Here is a 15,489-nt window from a genome sequence, read left to right on the forward strand (position 1 = left end):
TGCTTCCGTGCGGTGCGGGGCCTGATGGGCGCCTGAGGTCCGGTGTGCCTGCCTGCGGTCCGCTTCGACCGGTCGTGCCTGCCCCGCGGGGCGGGGTGTGTCATTTACGAAGTGCCTTCTTCTTGCACCGGCGGTTCGGGGGATTCGACGGGAGGCTCGGGCTCGGTGGACGGCTCGGGCGCGACGGTCGGCTGCGTGGGCTTGGGCTTGGGCGGCGGCTTGACGGCCGAGGTCGACGGGGTGGGCTCGGTGGCGCCATCGCCGCCGCCCCCGATGCCGCCGGCGCCGGTGCCGGTGCCGGTGCCGGTGCTCGCGGAGGGCGCGAGCGAGGCGGACGCCGTGGGGCGGCCGGTGGCCCCGGCGGGGACGAGTACGGCACCGGCGGAGGGGGTGGCTCCGGCGGATGCCTCCGGGTCCGGGAGGGCGGAGCCCGAGGGGTCGGCGCTCTCACCGGGGGCGGCGACCGGTTCGAGTACGTCGCTGGGGGCGGGCCGGACTTCGGCCTCCTCCGCCTTCGCCTCCTCCCGGGGCCCGGAGAGGGGCAGCCAGGGGGCGGTGGAGTTGCCGCCGAGCACGGCGAAGACCAGGGTCACGGCGTACGCGGCACAGAGCGAGGCCACCACCCAGCCGAGCCGGCGGTAGGTCTTGCTGCGGCGGCCGCTCTCGTCGACGAAGACCGGGCCGTCCGAGTGGTCCGGCGGGGAGGGTTCGCCGGGCAGTTCGGCGAGTTGACGGCCCAGCCCGTCGAGCTGGATCGTCGCGTCGTTGGGCTCATGCGTGTGCCCGGTTCGTGTGCCTTCGCGCCAATTTTCCACAGGTGTAGCCCATCCCCCACTCAACGGACAGGCGCTGGAATTTGACTGGTTCTTTACTGTTGGACGGGCCCCACCCCGTCAACGCGAACCGGCATTCATGCACCCGGATGACGAATGTAGCGCACTGGATTGACGCCCAAGTGTCCCTGAACGGAGTTGATCAGGAACGGTTGCGCATCAGTGACAGATCACTCTCCGGGAGCCAGGCGTCGCACGGGGGTGTCATCCACCCCTCCGCAGCCGCCAACTCGGCCGCCGCGGTGCGCAGTGCGTCCAGTCCCGGGTGATTCATCCCTTTGCGCCAGACCAGGGCCAGCGGCGAAAGCGGAATCGGATCGACGAGCGGCCGGAGCACGGTTCCGGGCATCGGCGGGAAGTCCACCACGGCCAGCATGGGATGCATGCCCTTCGCCGTAACCCGCTGAAATTCGGCCACGCCCACGGCGAGCGGGACGGGCGGGGCCAGTTCGATGCCCCACTCGGCGAACAGCAGGGCGGCGAGCGCCGTCCACTCACGCGTCCGCTCGTTGCCGGCCCCCGCGTAGACGGTCGTCCCGGACAGCTCGGACAGGGTGATGGCCCCGCGTCCGGCGAGGGGATGAGAGGCGGGCAGCATCAGGGCCATCGGCTCGTACCGCACCGGCTGTACGGAGAGCCGGGCGCGCACCTCCGGGGCCAGCCCCGCGGCCCGCCCGAAGGAGACGTCCAGCCGCCCGGCCAGGATCTCGGCGGCGGCCCAGGTCAGCCCGGACTCGAACCGCGCCATCAGCTCGCACTCCGGGACGAGCTCCCGGGCCCGCTCCAGCACCCGGGAGGCGGTCATCCCGTCGCTGTTCAGGTCGACGAGCAACGGCCGGGCGGGGTCTTCGCCGAAGGCCGCGGCGAGTTCGGCGTGGGCGTCGAGGACCCGGCGGGCGTACGGGAGGAGGCGCTCGCCCTCCGGAGTGAGGGAGACCTGACGGGTGGTGCGGACGAACAGCTCCGCCCCCAGCTCGCGCTCCAGCCGGCGGATGTCCCGGCTCAGCGCCTGCTGGGCGACGTAGAGCCTGGCGGCGGCCCGGGTGAAGTGCAGGTCCTCGGCGACGGCGAGGAAGGCGCGCAGGAGCCGGGGGTCGGTGTCGGGGGCGGGCACGCGGCGAATCTACAACGGGCCGACGACGGGTCCACACCGGGCGGGGCCATTGACAACAGCGGTGCGTGAATGGGCGGGGAGAAGGTGTTGGACCGGGGAGGAGGAGCGCGGCGAGCCTGGTCACATGCCGACCCCCCCTGCCGCCCGCCCGATCCGCCCCGCCCGCCCCGCTCCCTCCGCGCCCCCCTCCACCCCGCTGCTCACGGTCGCCGGGGGCCACCTGGTGGCGGCCCCGCGCGCCGCACCGGAGCGGGCACGGGAGCGGGCGGCGCCCGAGGACGTACGACGCCGGGCCCCCGCCAACCCCTACCTACGGCTGCTCGCCACCCCCGGGGCGCGCGCCTTCACCGCGGGCAACCTGATCGCCCGGCTCCCGATGGGGATGCTCAGCGTCAGCGCGGTCATCATGATCGCCGGGTCCCGGGGCTCGTACGCCCTCGCCGGAGCCGTCACCGCGACCGGGCTCGTCGCGACGGCCGTGGTCGCGCCCTTCACCGCCCGGCTGGTGGACCGCTTCGGGCAGGCCCGGATCGCGGTGCCCGCGACGGTGCTCGCCGTGCTCGGCTCCCTCGCGCTGGTGCTCTGCGTGCACCACGACGCCCCGGCCTGGACGCTCTTCGTCGCGTACGCGGCCACCGCGACGACCCCGAACACCGGCGGGATGTCCCGGGCCCGCTGGGCGCACCTGCACCGGGGCGACGCTGCGGCCCTGCACACCGCGAACTCCTTCGAGCAGGCCGCCGACGAGCTCTGCTTCATGCTGGGCCCGGTCCTCGCCGCGACGCTGTGCGGGGCGCTGTTCCCGGAGGCGGGCACACTGGTGGGCGCGACCCTGCTGCTGACCGGGGTCCTGATCTTCGCCGCCCAGCGCGCGACGGAACCGCCGCCCACTCCCCGTACACGCACAGCCGTCTCCCCGCTCCGCACGCCCGGCATGCCCGCGCTGCTGGCGGTGTTCCTCGCCACCGGGGCGGTGTTCGGGGCGCTGGAGGTCGTCTCCATCGCCCACGCCGGGGGCGCGATCCTGGCGCTCCAGGCGGCGGGCTCCTGCGCGGCGGGCCTGGTCTACGGCTCCCTGCGCCCGGCCCGGAACGTCCACCGCAGGCTGCTGCTCTGCCTGACGGGGATGACGGCCCTGATGGCCCTGCCGCTCCTCGCCGCGAGCTCGACGGCCTCGCTGCCGGTCCTGGCGCTCTGCCTGCTGCTGGCGGGCGCGGCGACCGCGCCCACCATGGTCACGGGCATGACGCTGATCCAACGCGCCACACCGCCGGGCCAGTTGAACGAGGGCATGACGCTCTCGGTCACCGCGCTGCTGGGCGGGGTCGCGGCCGGCGCGGCGACGGGCGGCTGGCTGGTGGAGCACGCGGGCACGGTCTGGGGCTACGCGGCCCCGACGACCGCCGCCGCCCTCGCGCTGCTCGTCGCGGGGGGTCCGGGCCAGGCGATCAGGGGGTGTCCGGTCAAGCGTCCGGCACATGGCTAACCTTGCGCCGTGGACCTCTCCTTCGATCCGACGCCTGTGCTCGACGACGCGGCGCGCGAGGCGTTCTCGGGACAGTGGTCGGATCGGAAGTGGCTCAAGCTCGAGGAGCGACGCACTCCCACACGCGCGGACCGGCTGCCGCGGCTCTGACGACCGTGCGTCAGCCGCGGAGCCGGAGAGGGAGCGCGCTCAGCGCGTCTCACCGGACACGCCCTGGCGGCGGGAGCCCTCGACGGACGAGGGAGTGAAACGGGCCCGCCACAGGTCGCGGAGGATCGCGATCTCGGCCATGTGGTGGATGAGTTCGAGGTTCGCCCCGAAGAGCACGCTGATGAACGGGTCGTCGGCGTCGGAGCCGTAGGGGTACTGCGAGAAGCCGACCGTGTCGAGCTGTTCCTCGGTGACGGCCCCGACGCTCTCGCGCCAGCGGTCGACCGCCGCCCAGAACCGCTCCAGCGCCCGATCGGCGGAGGGGGTGAAGTCGACCATGAGCCTCGGCTCCTGCCGCCGCTCGCCGAAGCTCCACTCCCACTGGCCCGCGAAGCCGGAGTGCAGGTGTCCCAGCCGCCACGCGATAGTGGTGACCGGTACGACGTCGGGCTCCGGTTCGCCGGTGTGGGCGAGGACCTCCTCGACCCGCTCGACGCTCACGCTCCAGTCCTCGGCGATCTTCGCCACGGACATGCCGCCGGCGGCCTGCCGGGCGACCTCCGCGTACTCGCTCGCCGGGATCTCCGGGGCCCCCTTGTCGATCACCCACTCCCCCGGCCCGTACGCGCGGGCCGTCACGGCCTCCACCCGACGCCGGATCGACCAGCATCCGTCCACGGGCTCCCAGAGGTACTCCTCGTCGGTGAGCCCGGTCAGCCGGACCTGGGCCATCTCCCGGGCCTGGTCGAACTGCTGCAACAGCATCCCGAGCCGGTCGGTCCGCACACCCTGGTTCTCCACGCCTGACTCCCTCACCGCTGGTGCCCGGCAAGCCCGGACGCCCGGGGGAACCTAGCCACCGCACGCCACCGGAAGCGACCGATTTACCGGCTCGCGCTTCGTACGGCGGCGGTTCTTCAGGCGCGTTCGCGGATCCAGGCGGCCAACTCCCGCACGACGTGGGCGGATGCGCCGCCGAGGTGGACGAGCGCTTCGGCGTGCATCGGTCGGTTCATGGCGGGTCAGCCTTTCGACGGTAAGCGGATTACGGGAACGGGGGGTTGGGGCGGCACGGGGATGGCGCATGTCACGAGTCGCGCGGAGGTACGGACAGCACGAACCCCAGCTCCCCGGCGATGTCCACGACGAGCGACATGAGCTGAGCGGTGGCGAGCGCCTCGCGACGCTCTCCGTGCGGGCCGAAGAGCAGGACGTACGCGGTCGCCTCCGCCCGGACCAGCGGCACGCGGAGCCCCGGGGTGGTCCCCGTAGGCGGTTCGGGCGTGTCCGATACGGGGCTCCTCCAGAGCGCGAGGGCCGGCCGAGGTGTCACCGGCCTGCGGCTGCGGGACGGCGAGGACGACATAGATGGCCTTGCCCTGGGGCAGAGCCCGTACACCCCAGTCGTCGGCCGGGCTCTCCACCAGGAGCAGCCCTCTGCCGGACGTGGCGCCCAAGTCACCGTGCCGGACGACCGGCAGGCCGCTTCCGTGATCAACGACCGTCACGGTGACGGCGCTTGCGGACGGCGCGCAGGACACACGACAGGTGCGGCTGCCCGTGGCGTGCAGGATGGCGTTGGTGACGAGTTCGCTCACCAGAAGCTCGGCGGCTTCCGGGCGCCCGTCAAAACAAGACGGCCACTATTTACCTGGCCGGACTCCACCTCGCCGCCATCTTCATCTGGTCAGCGAGGTGACCGGAGACCTCAGCCTTCGGCACGGCACCGGTAGGTGTTGATCAAAACGCCGGACGGTGTCGGCTCCGTGGCGGTGAGCGTCAGGTCGCGCGGCCCCATGCCGTCGGTGAAGAGCCGCTTCCCCCTCCCCAGGATCAGAGGGAAGACCAGCAGCCGGTACTCGTCGACGAGACCGGCCTCCATCAGGGTTCCGAGCAACCCTCCGCTGCCCAGCACCACCGTCTCCTCTTCGGACGCGGCCTTGATGCGTCTGATCTCCGCCGTGAGATCCGCGTTGAGCACGGTTGTGTTCGCCCAGCCGGGGTCCCTGAGTGTGCGGGAGGCCACGTACTTGGGCATCGCGTTCATCGCGGCCACCGCAGGGGCTCATCGCCCCGGCAACGGCCCCCGGCTCGCTGCGTCGGCGTCGGCGTCGGCGTCGGTCGGGCCTGCGGCGATGACCGTGTCGAGCATCTCCTGCGACGCCTGCAGATCCTTGATCGCTTCGGTGATGCGGCCCCGCTCCCGGCGCAGTTCCGCCACCAGGTCGGAGCACACCGGTGCGAGGGTCGGACCGTCGTAGCGGACGCACGGCAGGACCTGGGCGATGGTGGCGGTCGGCAGGCCGGCTGAGAGCAGGGCGCGGATGCGCCGGACCGTGTCCACGTCCGCGTCGCTGTAGACCCGGTAGCCGCTCGGCAGCCTCGCCGGAGCCAGCAGGGACTGTTCCTCGTAGTAGCGCAGCAGTCGCTCGCTCACTCCGGTGCGGCGGACCATCTCCCCGATGCGCATGTGACCTCCACCTCACCCCATTGACTCTCACATTGATGTGAGACTTTAGCGTCCCGGTCATGACCACCAGCCCAGTGCCCACGCACCGACCGAGAACCATGTCCCCTGCTCTGCCCGCCCCAAGCCTCGGCCGCACCGTGCGCGGCAGCGGCCCCGGCCTGCTGCTCGCCCATGGCGCCGGCGGCGGCATCGACGCCAACTACGGCCCCATCATGGATACGTTGGCCGCGCAGCACACGGTCGTCGGCCCCGACTACCCCGGCACCGGCCGCACCCGGCGCGCCGATGCGCCACTCACGTTGGACGGCCTGGCCGACGAACTGGTCGCCGCCGCCGTCGAGGAGGGCCTGGATGCCTTCGCCGTCGCCGGGTACTCGCTGGGCAGCGCGGTCGCCGTCCGGGCCGCCGCCCGCCACCCCGAGCGGGTGACCGCCCTGGTCCTCACCGCGGGCTTCGCCCACCCCAATCCGCGGCTCCTGCTGGCGGCCCGGCTCTGGCGCGACCTGCTCCGTGCGGGCGACCTCGAACGGCTGGCCGCCTTCGTGTCCCTGATCGGACTCAGCGCCCCGGTCCTGGACGCCATCGCCCAGGACGACCTCGACACCGCCGTCAAGACCACCTCGGCCACCGTCCCGCCCGGCACACCGGACCACCTCGACCTGCTGATCGACGGTGTCGACGTCCGGGGAGACCTCGCCACGATCACCGTGCCGACCCTCGTCGCCTCCACCACGCTCGATCAGCTCGTCACTCCGTACCACCACCGGCAACTCGCCGAGGCGATCCCCGGGGCGGAGTACGCCGAGATCGCCACCGGGCACCTTCCCTTCGTCGAGCGGCCCGAGCAATGGGCCATCCTCATCACCCGCTTCCTCCGCGAAAGTCGCGCCCGATAGGTTCGGCCTGCCGGGGAGCGAGCCGTGAACAGCTCGACGAGCCGCACGGGCGCGAAAAAACCTCTGCCCCGCGAGCGAACTCGCGGGGCAGAGGTTTACATGGGGTGGTGGAGATGGCGGGAATCGAACCCGCGTCCAACGGTGCGGAACCAGGGCTTCTCCGAGTGCAGTTCGCTGCGCTTTTCTCGGCCCCGGAGGTCACGCGAACAAGCCTCCGACAGGCCCAGCCACTGTTTGATTTCCTTCTCGGCCCCGTGGCCGGGCCGAGAAGTTTAGATCCCTAGTTGATGCCAGGATCCGGGTCGGGATCACCCCCGGGCTGACACTCCGCAGAGTCTTCGCTTAGCTGCTAATTAGGCAGCGAGGGCGAAGGCGGAGGAATCGCGCTTGGAATTGGCGATTATTGTTTGCGACATATGGTTTACGAGATCATTGCCGCTTCCTCGACTCGCTTCCCCTGCTTCGACATCCGCTGTCGAAACCGATCATCCCCATGTTGATTTTTCAAAACGTGCGCCTTCGGTGAGGTGCACGGCCCATCGTACGTGACCAACGCGGGACGATGCCAGCGTATTCCTCCCGGGCGGGCCCGGGCCGGCCCGGACGGGGCTTCTCAGGCGCTGCGCTGACGCCGGCGGGCCGCCGAGATGGCGCGGTTCGTCTCCCGCGTGTCCTGCTTCTCGCGGAGCGTCTGGCGCTTGTCGTACTCCTTCTTGCCCTTCGCGAGCGCGATCTCCACCTTCACCCGGCCGTCCTTGAAGTACAGGGCGAGCGGCACGATCGTGTGGCCGCTCTCCTGGGACTTCGAGGCCAGCTTGTCGATCTCGGCCCGGTGCAGGAGCAGCTTGCGCTTGCGCTTGGCCGCGTGGTTGGTCCAGGTGCCCTGGACGTACTCCGGTACGTGGATGTTGTGCAGCCACGCCTCGTGGTCGTCGATCTGGATGAACCCGTCGACCAGGGAGGCCCGGCCCATGCGCAGGGACTTGACCTCCGTGCCCATGAGCACGAGGCCGCACTCGTAGGTGTCGAGGATCGTGTAGTCGTGCCGCGCCTTCTTGTTCTGCGCGATCATCTTGCGCCCGGTGTCTTTTTCCTTTGCCATAGTGCGGTCATTTTCGCACTACGACCCACCCCCGAGGCCACTCAATACCGTCTCGGCCCGCTGCTGGGCCCTCTCCCGCGCCACCAGGTCGGGTGTGATGCCCCGGCCGTCGATGGTGCGGCCGGCCGGGGTGCGGTAGTGGCCCACGGTCAGCTCGGCCACCGAGCCGCCCGGGAGCTCGCTGGGCATCTGCACCGAGCCCTTGCCGAAGGTGCGCGAGCCGACCGTGACCGCGCGGCCCCGGTCCTGGAGGGCCCCGGTCAGCAGTTCGGCCGCGCTCATCGTGCCGCCGTCGACCAGGACCACCACGGGCCGCTCCGTGTCGCCGCCCGGGTCGGCGTGCAGGGCGAGCTGCTCCCCCCGTACGTCGTACGTGGCGACCAGGCCGCCGTCCAGGAAGGCGGAGGCGGCGGTGACGGCCTCGGCGACCAGGCCGCCGGAGTTGGCGCGCAGGTCGAGCAGTATCCCGGCGTGCGGCGGGGCGGCGCGGACCGCGTCCCGTACCTCCTCGCCCGCCCCCTTGGTGAAGGCGGCGACCTTGACGAGGACCGCGGAGGAGGGGCCGGAGCCCAGCCGGCTCACGGTGACGGGGTCGGTGGTCAGACGGACGCGCTCCAGCGTCTTCGTCGCGGCCCGGCCCTTCCGTACGAGACCGAGGGCGACGCGCGAGCCCTCCCCCGCTCCCGTACCGTCGCCGCGCAGCAGGGCGACCACCTCGGGGACGGGGCGCGTCTCGACCCGGCGGCCGTCGATGGTGCGGAGGAGGTCGCCCTCGCGGACGCCGGCCCGGTCGGCGGGGCCGCCGGGCTGGACCCGGGAGACGGCGACGCCGCCGCGCGCGGTGCGGCGGGCGGTCAGGCCGACGCCCAGGTACGAGCCGTCGAGGGACTGCTCGAACTCCTCGTACTCCCGCTCGTCGTAGACCGCCCCCCAGCGGTCCCCGCTGCGGCTGACGACCTCCTCGGCCGCGTCCTTCACGGACTTCCCGTCCGCCTCGGCCCTCGCCGCCGCGCCCTCGATCTCCTCGCGGTCGACCGGGGCGACGGTGGAGGAGACGGCGCGCGCCGGAAGCTCGGGGTCGGGGTCCTGCGGCAGCGAACCGGTCGCCGCGCCGGTGGCGAGGACGCATCCGAAGAGCAAGGTCAGGGCCACCCCGCGGCCGATGCGGCGGGGCCGGAAGCGGTGCGTACAACCCGACATGACGCCGAGTCTAGGACAAGCCTCCTGGGGCGCACGGGTAGTTGCCCGCGCGCCCCAGGAGGCATAAGTCATACCTTCAGATACTTGCGCAGCGCGAACAGAGCGGCGACGGCGGGCAGCAGGAGGCCGATCGCGAGCACCAGCGGGAGCTTCGTGAGGACCGCGTCCCAGCCGATGAAGTTGATCAGGTTCAGCTTCTCCTGGAGGGCGAGGCCGCCGTCGATCAGGAAGTACCGGCCGCCGAGCAGCATCGCGCAGGCCAGCAGGCCGCCGATCAGGCCGGCGACGGCCGCCTCCATGATGAAGGGGGCCTGGATGTAGAAGCCGGAGGCTCCCACCAGGCGCATGATGCCCGTCTCACGTCTCCGGCTGAAGGCGGAGACGCGCACGGTGTTGACGATCAGGATCAACGCGATGACCAGCATCAGGATCATCACGTAGATCGCGACGACGTTCATGCCGTTCATCAGCTCGAAGAGGTTGTCCAGGATGGACCGCTGGTCCTGGACGGACTGCACCCCGTCCCGGCCCGCGAAGGCCGTCGCGACGACCTTGTACTTCTGCGGGTCCTTCAGCTTGACCCGGAACGACTCCTGCATCTGGTCGGGCGTGATGTTGCCCGCCATCGGGGAGTCCCCGAACTGCTCCTGGTAGTGCTTGTACGCCTCGTCGACCGTCTCGAAGTGGACCGGCTTCTGGACGGCCTCCATCTTCTCCAGGTCGGCCTTGATCTGCTTCTTCTGCTCGGCCGTGACAGCGCCCTTGGCACACTTGGGCATGTCCTTGGCGTCGTTCTTGTTGCAGAGGAAGATCGAGACGTTGACCTTGTCGTACCAGTAGTCCTTCATCGTGCTGACCTGCTCGCGCATCAGCAGTGCGCCCCCGAACAGGGCGAGCGAGAGGGCGACGGAGACCACGACGGCGAAGGTCATCGTGAGGTTGCGACGGAGACCGACGCCGATCTCCGACAGGACGAACTGGGCGCGCATGGCGTCCTTTCAGTACTCGATGCTCGAAACGCACGGGGGGCCCGCGGGCCCCCCGGTCAGTGCTGGTAGCCGTAGACGCCGCGTGCCTGGTCGCGTACGAGACGGCCCTGCTCGAGCTCGATGACGCGCTTGCGCATCTGGTCGACGATGTTCTGGTCGTGGGTCGCCATGATCACGGTGGTGCCGGTCCGGTTGATCCGGTCCAGCAGCTTCATGATGCCCACGGAGGTCTGCGGGTCGAGGTTGCCGGTCGGCTCGTCCGCGATCAGCAGCATCGGGCGGTTGACGAAGGCACGGGCGATCGCCACACGCTGCTGCTCACCGCCGGAGAGCTCGCCGGGCATCCGCTCCTCCTTGCCGCCGAGGCCGACGAGGTCGAGGACCTGGGGCACGGCCTTGCGGATCTCGCCGGGGGGCTTGCCGATGACCTCCTGGGCGAAGGCCACGTTCTGCGCGACGGTCTTGTTGGGCAGCAGGCGGAAGTCCTGGAAGACCGTGCCCAGCTGGCGGCGCATCTGCGGCACCTTCCAGTTGGACAGCCGCGCGAGGTCCTTGCCGAGCACATGGACCATGCCCGTGCTGGCGCGCTCCTCGCGCAGGATCAGCCGCATGAAGGTCGACTTGCCGGAGCCGGAGGAGCCCACCAGGAAGACGAACTCACCCTTCTCGATGTCCAGCGAGACATCGCGCAGAGCCGGTCGGGTCTGCTTCGGGTAGGTCTTGGAGACGTTGTCGAATCGGATCACGGATGCACCACGGTCGGCCGGGAGTAGGTGAGCGTGACCATACGCGAACCGGGCTCACGCGTGCAGTCGCCGTCCGGCAATGGGCGATTTATGGTGGATCGCCGTCCGGTACGTATCGGGTCGGGCCCTACCTTGTCCGGCGGGCCGCGCCGAAACCGGCGGGAGCTGGCACAGTGGTGGGGGGAACGGTTGCGTTTCCCGGAGCGTTGTGCGGAGAGAGAAGCAGTCAGCGGCTCCGCCGCGCGGGAGGAGGAATGCGCATGACCTATGACCGACTGGTGTGCGCGAACTGCGCGGCCCCCGTGAGCGAGGGGCGGTGCCGCGTCTGCCGTGCCGTGCGGCAGCAGATGCTGGAGGAGCAGGGACAGGGCCCGCTGGCCGGGATGAGTCCCGCCATGCTGATCGCGCTGATGGTCGTGCTGCTGACGGCGCTCGCGCTGCTGGCCCACCAGACGGCCTGATCCGTCCGTCGGCCCACCTGTGGCCCACCGGACGGCCTGACCCGTCCGACACGTCCTTGTACGGCCGCTGGGGCGGCTCACACGCGCAGAAGGGCCCGGGAAGGCCATGGACAGCTTCCCCGGGCCCTTCTCTGTGCCGTGCCGACCGTGTACGGGGCTCGATGAACCCCCGTACGCGGTCTTCAGCGAGTCCTAGACGACCGTACGGCCGCCGACCAGACGCGGCAGGATACGGAAGCCGATGCCGCCGGCGATCATCGTCGCGGCACCGACGACCAGGAAGGCGGTCTCGGACGCACCGGTCTCGGCGAGCTCCTCCTTGCCCTTGCTCTGCTCGACCGGCTGGTTGCCGACGCTGTCGGTGTCCGTGCCGTCCTCGCACGCGACGCCGTCCGCGTCGACGGTGCAGGCGCCGTCGTCGCCGCCGCCGGTCGCGGAACCGGAGGTGGCGGAGCCCGCGGTGGCGGAGCCGGTGGTGCCGCCGTCCTCGCCGCCGGAACCGCCGGTGTTGCCGGAACCGCCATTGTTGCCGCCGGTGGTGCCGGACGTACCGTTGCCGCCGTTGCCGCCGGTGTTGCCGTTGCCGCCGTTGTTGCCCGTGGTGGCTTCGCCGGTCGTCGCCTCGCCCGTGGTGGCCTCACCGGTCGTGGCCTCGCCCGTCGTGGCCTCACCCGTGGTGGCTTCACCGGTGGTGGCCTCGCCCGTCGTCGCTTCGCCGGTGGTGGCCTCGCCGGTGGTGGCTTCACCGGTCGTGGCTTCACCCGTGGTGGCCTCACCGGTCGTCGCCTCACCCGTGGTGGCCTCGCCAGTGGTGGCTTCACCGGTCGTGGCTTCACCCGTGGTGGCCTCACCCGTGGTGGCCTCACCGGTCGTGGCCTCACCGGTCGTCGCCTCACCGGTGGTGGCCTCGCCCGTGGTGCCGCCCTGGTCGACAGCGCCGGCGGCGCCCTCGGCGGCACCGGTGCTGTCGCCGCCCAGGCCCGCCTGGACCTGGACGTCGTCGACGCCGGAGTCCACGCCGATACCGATGCCGACCGCCTGCGCCGCACCCGCGGCGGTCAGCGAGGCGCCCGCGGCGATAACCGCGCCCGCGGCTATCCGCGCGAAACGAACGCGCGTCTTCTTCGTCATCTGTTGCTACCCCCAGTAGCCGATCTCGTCAGTGGAGCAGCCATATGCAGGCCACGGCGGCCCTGCGGGGAATCGTCCCCGGCGGGGCCACGTCGTGTCGTGGTCACCCCGCCGGCCCCCGGGTTCACACCCGTCCCGGACATACGCATGCTGCTCCAGCACCCTGGCCAGGGTTAAGGATTCCGTCAAGGCCGTTCCGCGCACTACGCCCCCGTATGAGGGGACTTGACGGCTGTTCGGAACCACGACTGTGACGCATCAGGCACAGTTTCCCCCCAACTCACCGCAGCGCTCCCGGAACGCGGAAGGCCCGGACAGGTGACTGTCCGGGCCCAACCGTCGTACGGCGGAGGCTACTTCTCGCGCTGCTTGCGCCAGCGGATGCCCGCCTCGACGAAGCCGTCGATCTCGCCGTTGAAGACCGCTTCGGGGTTGCCCATCTCGAACTCCGTACGCAGGTCCTTGACCATCTGGTACGGGTGCAGGACGTACGAACGCATCTGGTTGCCCCAGGAGTTGCCGCCGTCGCCCTTGAGCGCGTTCATCTTCGCCTGCTCCTCCTGGCGGCGGCGCTCGAGGAGCTTGGCCTGGAGGACGTTCATCGCGGACGCCTTGTTCTGGATCTGCGAGCGCTCGTTCTGGCAGGAGACGACGATGCCGGTCGCCAGGTGGGTCAGCCGGACCGCGGAGTCCGTCGTGTTGACGCCCTGTCCGCCGGGACCCGACGAGCGGTAGACGTCGATGCGCAGCTCGGACTCGTCGATCTCGATGTGGTCGGTCTGCTCGACGACCGGGAGGACCTCGACGCCCGCGAAGGACGTCTGGCGGCGGCCCTGGTTGTCGAAGGGCGAGATCCGGACCAGGCGGTGGGTGCCCTGCTCGACGGAGAGCGTGCCGTAGGCGTACGGGACCTGGACGGCGAAGGTGGTCGACTTGATGCCGGCCTCTTCCGCGTACGCGGTCTCGTAGACCTCGGTCTTGTAGTTGTGCCGCTCCGCCCAGCGGAGGTACATGCGCTGGAGCTTCTCCGCGAAGTCGGCGGCGTCGACGCCACCGGCCTCGGCCCGGACGGTCACCAGGGCCTCGCGGGCGTCGTACTCGCCGGACAGGAGGGTGCGGACCTCCATCTCGTCGAGCGCCTTGCGCACCGACTCCAGCTCGGTCTCCGCCTCGGCCAGGGCGTCGGCGTCGCCCTCGTCCTCGGCGAGCTCGAAGAGGACCGCGAGGTCGTCGATGCGGCCGCGCAGGGTCTCGGTCTTGCGGACCTCGGCCTGGAGGTGCGAAAGCTTGCTGGTGATTTTCTGGGCCGCCTCCGGGTCGTCCCACAGGGACGGCGCCGCTGCCTGCTCCTCGAGCGCGGCGATGTCCGCCCTCAGCGCATCCAGGTCCAGGACGGCCTCGATCGACCCCATGGTCGAGGAGAGGGACTTCAGCTCTTCGGAAATATCGACGACTGCCACGGGTCCAGCGTAACGGCATGGCGGATAAAGCTTGCCCTCCCCCGGGGGAACGGGCCGGGGAAGGGCCGGGGAAAGGGCGGCCCCAGGGGCTGCCTACGGGATCGCCGGAGCCGAGTTCTCGCTGTCCTGGGGCGCCGGATCGCCGTCGCCGCCGCCCGTGGCCAGCCGGCCGCCCACCACGACGGCGGCGCAGAGCAGGACGGCGGCCGCCCCCAGGGTGATGCGCCGCTTGCGGACGGCCGCCGCCTTGTTACGGGCGGAGCCGGGGCGCGGTTTCCCGGGCGCGCGCGGGGCCCGGGCCGTGCCGAGGGGGCCGCCGGCCAGTTCGTCGGGGGCGGGGACGCGCATGCTCGTGTGGGTGTCCCGGTTGGAGTCCGGGGAGGACCCGGGCACCAGGGGGACCGCCCCGCGCCGGCGCGGCTCCTCGGCGGACGGGGTGTACTGCTGCTCGTCGTACGCCGGGGCCTGCTGCTCCCCCTCGTCGCCGCCGGGCTCGTCCACGTCCAGGGGCGGGATGCCGGCGAGGAGCGGGAGCAGGTCCCGCAGGCGTACGGCGAGCTCCGAGGCGCGCAGCCGGGAGGCCGGGGCCTTGGCCAGGCACTGCACCAGGAGCTGCCAGAGCTCCTCGGGGATGCCGGGGAGCGGGACGACGGTTTCGGTGACGTGGCGGCGCAGCACCGCGCCGGGGTGGCCGCCGCCGAAGGGGGTGAAGCCGGCGAGGAGTTCGTACAGGACGGTCGCCAGGGCGTAGATGTCGACGGCGGCGCGCGGCGGGAGGCCCTCGACGATCTCGGGGGCCAGGTAGTCCGGCGTACCGATGATCTTGGTGGCCTTGGCGCGGCGCGGGGTGTCGATGAGCTTGGCGACGCCGAAGTCGGTGAGCAGGGCCGGGTGCGCGCCGCCGGGGCCGAGGGGGCCCTCCATGTCGAGCAGGATGTTCTCCGGCTTGACGTCCCGGTGGACCACCTGGGCCTTGTGGGCGGCGGCGAGCCCGTCGGCGACGTCCGCGATGATCGCGACGGCGGCCTCGGGGGCGAGGCGGCGTTCGCGGTCCAGGCGGGTGCGCAGGTCGGTGCCGCGTACGAGGGTCATGACGAGGGCGAGGTCGTTGCCGTCCACCACGAGGTCCCGGACGGCGACCACGTTGGGGTGGTCGAGCCCGAGCAGAGCGGTGCGCTCCTGTACGAAGCGGCCCACGAGCTCCTGGTCGGACGCGAGGTCCTCACGGAGCAGCTTGATGGCGACCGGGCCCTCGGGCCCTTCGCCGAGCCACACCGTGCCGGCGCTGCCGCGCCCCAGGATCTGGTGGGCCGTGTACCGGCTGCCGATATTCCGTGCCAAGACTGCTCCCTCAGCGGCTGGCGGTGGACCCCCGGTCGACAAAGTTACGCGGCGTTCGAGGTGCCGCGTGCCCGGGATGGCGCCAACCTGCACTTCTCCGGGCCAAATCG

General features: G+C 71.3%; 17 protein-coding genes, 1 other RNA gene and 1 pseudogene. 4 read left to right on the forward strand and 15 right to left on the reverse strand.

Going from position 1 to position 15,489, the window contains the following annotated elements; genetic code table 11:
- Window positions 1–104 precede the first annotated feature (104 nt).
- Entirely contained in the window at window positions 105–815 is a 711-nt protein-coding gene (locus tag ACLJPL_RS04780) for a hypothetical protein (RefSeq protein ID WP_411079365.1), read from the reverse strand.
- A 160-nt stretch (window positions 816–975) separates the two neighbouring features.
- Entirely contained in the window at window positions 976–1,947 is a 972-nt protein-coding gene (locus ACLJPL_RS04785) for a LysR family transcriptional regulator (protein ID WP_411079366.1), read from the reverse strand.
- A gap of 124 nt (window positions 1,948–2,071) precedes the next feature.
- On the opposite strand from ACLJPL_RS04785, the gene ACLJPL_RS04790 reads away from it, so the two are divergent.
- Entirely contained in the window at window positions 2,072–3,433 is a 1,362-nt protein-coding gene (locus ACLJPL_RS04790) for an MFS transporter (protein WP_411079367.1), read from the forward strand.
- A gap of 9 nt (window positions 3,434–3,442) precedes the next feature.
- Window positions 3,443–3,583, forward strand: a complete 141-nt coding sequence (locus tag ACLJPL_RS04795) for a hypothetical protein (RefSeq protein ID WP_411079368.1) — start codon at window positions 3,443–3,445, stop codon at window positions 3,581–3,583.
- Window positions 3,584–3,622: 39 nt separating this feature from the next.
- Here the strand turns inward: ACLJPL_RS04795 and ACLJPL_RS04800 are convergent, their stop codons facing one another.
- The 5 genes and pseudogenes from ACLJPL_RS04800 to ACLJPL_RS04820 form a co-directional block, all read right to left on the reverse strand.
- A complete protein-coding gene (locus ACLJPL_RS04800) occupies window positions 3,623–4,384 on the reverse strand; it encodes a DinB family protein (RefSeq protein WP_411079369.1) in 762 nt (253 codons plus the stop codon).
- Between the two features lie 286 nt (window positions 4,385–4,670).
- Window positions 4,671–4,829, reverse strand: a complete 159-nt coding sequence (locus tag ACLJPL_RS04805; RefSeq protein ID WP_411079370.1) for a hypothetical protein — start codon at window positions 4,827–4,829, stop codon at window positions 4,671–4,673.
- 130 nt (window positions 4,830–4,959) lie between these two features.
- Window positions 4,960–5,190: pseudogene (locus ACLJPL_RS04810) on the reverse strand (ATP-binding protein); the annotation flags it as partial.
- Window positions 5,191–5,291: 101 nt separating this feature from the next.
- Entirely contained in the window at window positions 5,292–5,630 is a 339-nt protein-coding gene (locus tag ACLJPL_RS04815; RefSeq protein ID WP_411079469.1) for a dihydrofolate reductase family protein, read from the reverse strand.
- An 18-nt stretch (window positions 5,631–5,648) separates the two neighbouring features.
- Complete coding sequence (locus ACLJPL_RS04820) at window positions 5,649–6,053, reverse strand: MerR family transcriptional regulator (RefSeq protein WP_411079371.1); 405 nt, start codon at window positions 6,051–6,053, stop codon at window positions 5,649–5,651.
- A gap of 59 nt (window positions 6,054–6,112) precedes the next feature.
- On the opposite strand from ACLJPL_RS04820, the gene ACLJPL_RS04825 reads away from it, so the two are divergent.
- Complete coding sequence (locus ACLJPL_RS04825) at window positions 6,113–6,949, forward strand: alpha/beta fold hydrolase (RefSeq protein WP_411079372.1); 837 nt, start codon at window positions 6,113–6,115, stop codon at window positions 6,947–6,949.
- A 105-nt stretch (window positions 6,950–7,054) separates the two neighbouring features.
- Here the strand turns inward: ACLJPL_RS04825 and ssrA are convergent.
- The 5 genes from ssrA to ftsE all read right to left on the reverse strand — a co-directional run bounded on the left by ssrA (window position 7,055) and on the right by ftsE (window position 10,986).
- Window positions 7,055–7,442, reverse strand: a transfer-messenger RNA (tmRNA) gene (gene ssrA / locus ACLJPL_RS04830).
- A gap of 120 nt (window positions 7,443–7,562) precedes the next feature.
- Entirely contained in the window at window positions 7,563–8,051 is a 489-nt protein-coding gene (smpB, locus tag ACLJPL_RS04835) for an SsrA-binding protein SmpB (RefSeq protein WP_411079373.1), read from the reverse strand.
- 18 nt (window positions 8,052–8,069) lie between these two features.
- Complete coding sequence (locus tag ACLJPL_RS04840; RefSeq protein ID WP_411079374.1) at window positions 8,070–9,251, reverse strand: S41 family peptidase; 1,182 nt, start codon at window positions 9,249–9,251, stop codon at window positions 8,070–8,072.
- A gap of 68 nt (window positions 9,252–9,319) precedes the next feature.
- Window positions 9,320–10,240 (reverse strand): permease-like cell division protein FtsX, encoded by a 921-nt coding sequence (ftsX, locus tag ACLJPL_RS04845; RefSeq protein ID WP_411079375.1) that lies wholly within the window; start codon window positions 10,238–10,240, stop codon window positions 9,320–9,322.
- A 56-nt stretch (window positions 10,241–10,296) separates the two neighbouring features.
- Window positions 10,297–10,986, reverse strand: coding sequence for a cell division ATP-binding protein FtsE (ftsE, locus tag ACLJPL_RS04850; RefSeq protein WP_411079376.1), 690 nt, complete (start codon window positions 10,984–10,986; stop codon window positions 10,297–10,299).
- A 260-nt stretch (window positions 10,987–11,246) separates the two neighbouring features.
- Here ftsE and ACLJPL_RS04855 point away from each other — a divergent pair, with 260 nt between their 5' ends.
- Window positions 11,247–11,447, forward strand: a complete 201-nt coding sequence (locus ACLJPL_RS04855; RefSeq protein ID WP_411079377.1) for a hypothetical protein — start codon at window positions 11,247–11,249, stop codon at window positions 11,445–11,447.
- A 192-nt stretch (window positions 11,448–11,639) separates the two neighbouring features.
- Here ACLJPL_RS04855 and ACLJPL_RS04860 read toward each other — a convergent pair whose 3' ends face one another.
- From ACLJPL_RS04860 to ACLJPL_RS04870, 3 genes are all read right to left on the reverse strand, one after another.
- A complete protein-coding gene (locus ACLJPL_RS04860) occupies window positions 11,640–12,578 on the reverse strand; it encodes a hypothetical protein (RefSeq protein WP_411079378.1) in 939 nt (312 codons plus the stop codon).
- A 353-nt stretch (window positions 12,579–12,931) separates the two neighbouring features.
- A complete protein-coding gene (gene prfB / locus ACLJPL_RS04865) occupies window positions 12,932–14,038 on the reverse strand; it encodes a peptide chain release factor 2 (RefSeq protein ID WP_411079379.1) in 1,107 nt (368 codons plus the stop codon).
- Window positions 14,039–14,131: 93 nt separating this feature from the next.
- Entirely contained in the window at window positions 14,132–15,379 is a 1,248-nt protein-coding gene (locus ACLJPL_RS04870) for a serine/threonine-protein kinase (RefSeq protein ID WP_411079380.1), read from the reverse strand.
- Between the last annotated feature and the right edge of the window lie 110 nt (window positions 15,380–15,489).

Source organism: Streptomyces sp. cmx-18-6, from assembly GCF_046548915.1.
GTDB lineage: Bacteria > Actinomycetota > Actinomycetes > Streptomycetales > Streptomycetaceae > Streptomyces.

Coding starts and splice junctions, on each gene's coding strand:
- ftsX (WP_411079375.1), bottom strand. CDS start 10,240: ATGCGCGCCCAGTTCGTCCTGTCGGAGATCGGCGTCGGTCTCCGTCGC.
- ACLJPL_RS04820 (WP_411079371.1), bottom strand. CDS start 6,053: ATGCGCATCGGGGAGATGGTCCGCCGCACCGGAGTGAGCGAGCGACTG.
- ACLJPL_RS04855 (WP_411079377.1), top strand. CDS start 11,247: ATGACCTATGACCGACTGGTGTGCGCGAACTGCGCGGCCCCCGTGAGC.
- ACLJPL_RS04860 (WP_411079378.1), bottom strand. CDS start 12,578: ATGACGAAGAAGACGCGCGTTCGTTTCGCGCGGATAGCCGCGGGCGCG.
- ACLJPL_RS04815 (WP_411079469.1), bottom strand. CDS start 5,630: ATGAACGCGATGCCCAAGTACGTGGCCTCCCGCACACTCAGGGACCCC.
- ACLJPL_RS04840 (WP_411079374.1), bottom strand. CDS start 9,251: ATGTCGGGTTGTACGCACCGCTTCCGGCCCCGCCGCATCGGCCGCGGG.
- smpB (WP_411079373.1), bottom strand. CDS start 8,051: ATGGCAAAGGAAAAAGACACCGGGCGCAAGATGATCGCGCAGAACAAG.
- ACLJPL_RS04825 (WP_411079372.1), top strand. CDS start 6,113: ATGACCACCAGCCCAGTGCCCACGCACCGACCGAGAACCATGTCCCCT.
- ACLJPL_RS04790 (WP_411079367.1), top strand. CDS start 2,072: ATGCCGACCCCCCCTGCCGCCCGCCCGATCCGCCCCGCCCGCCCCGCT.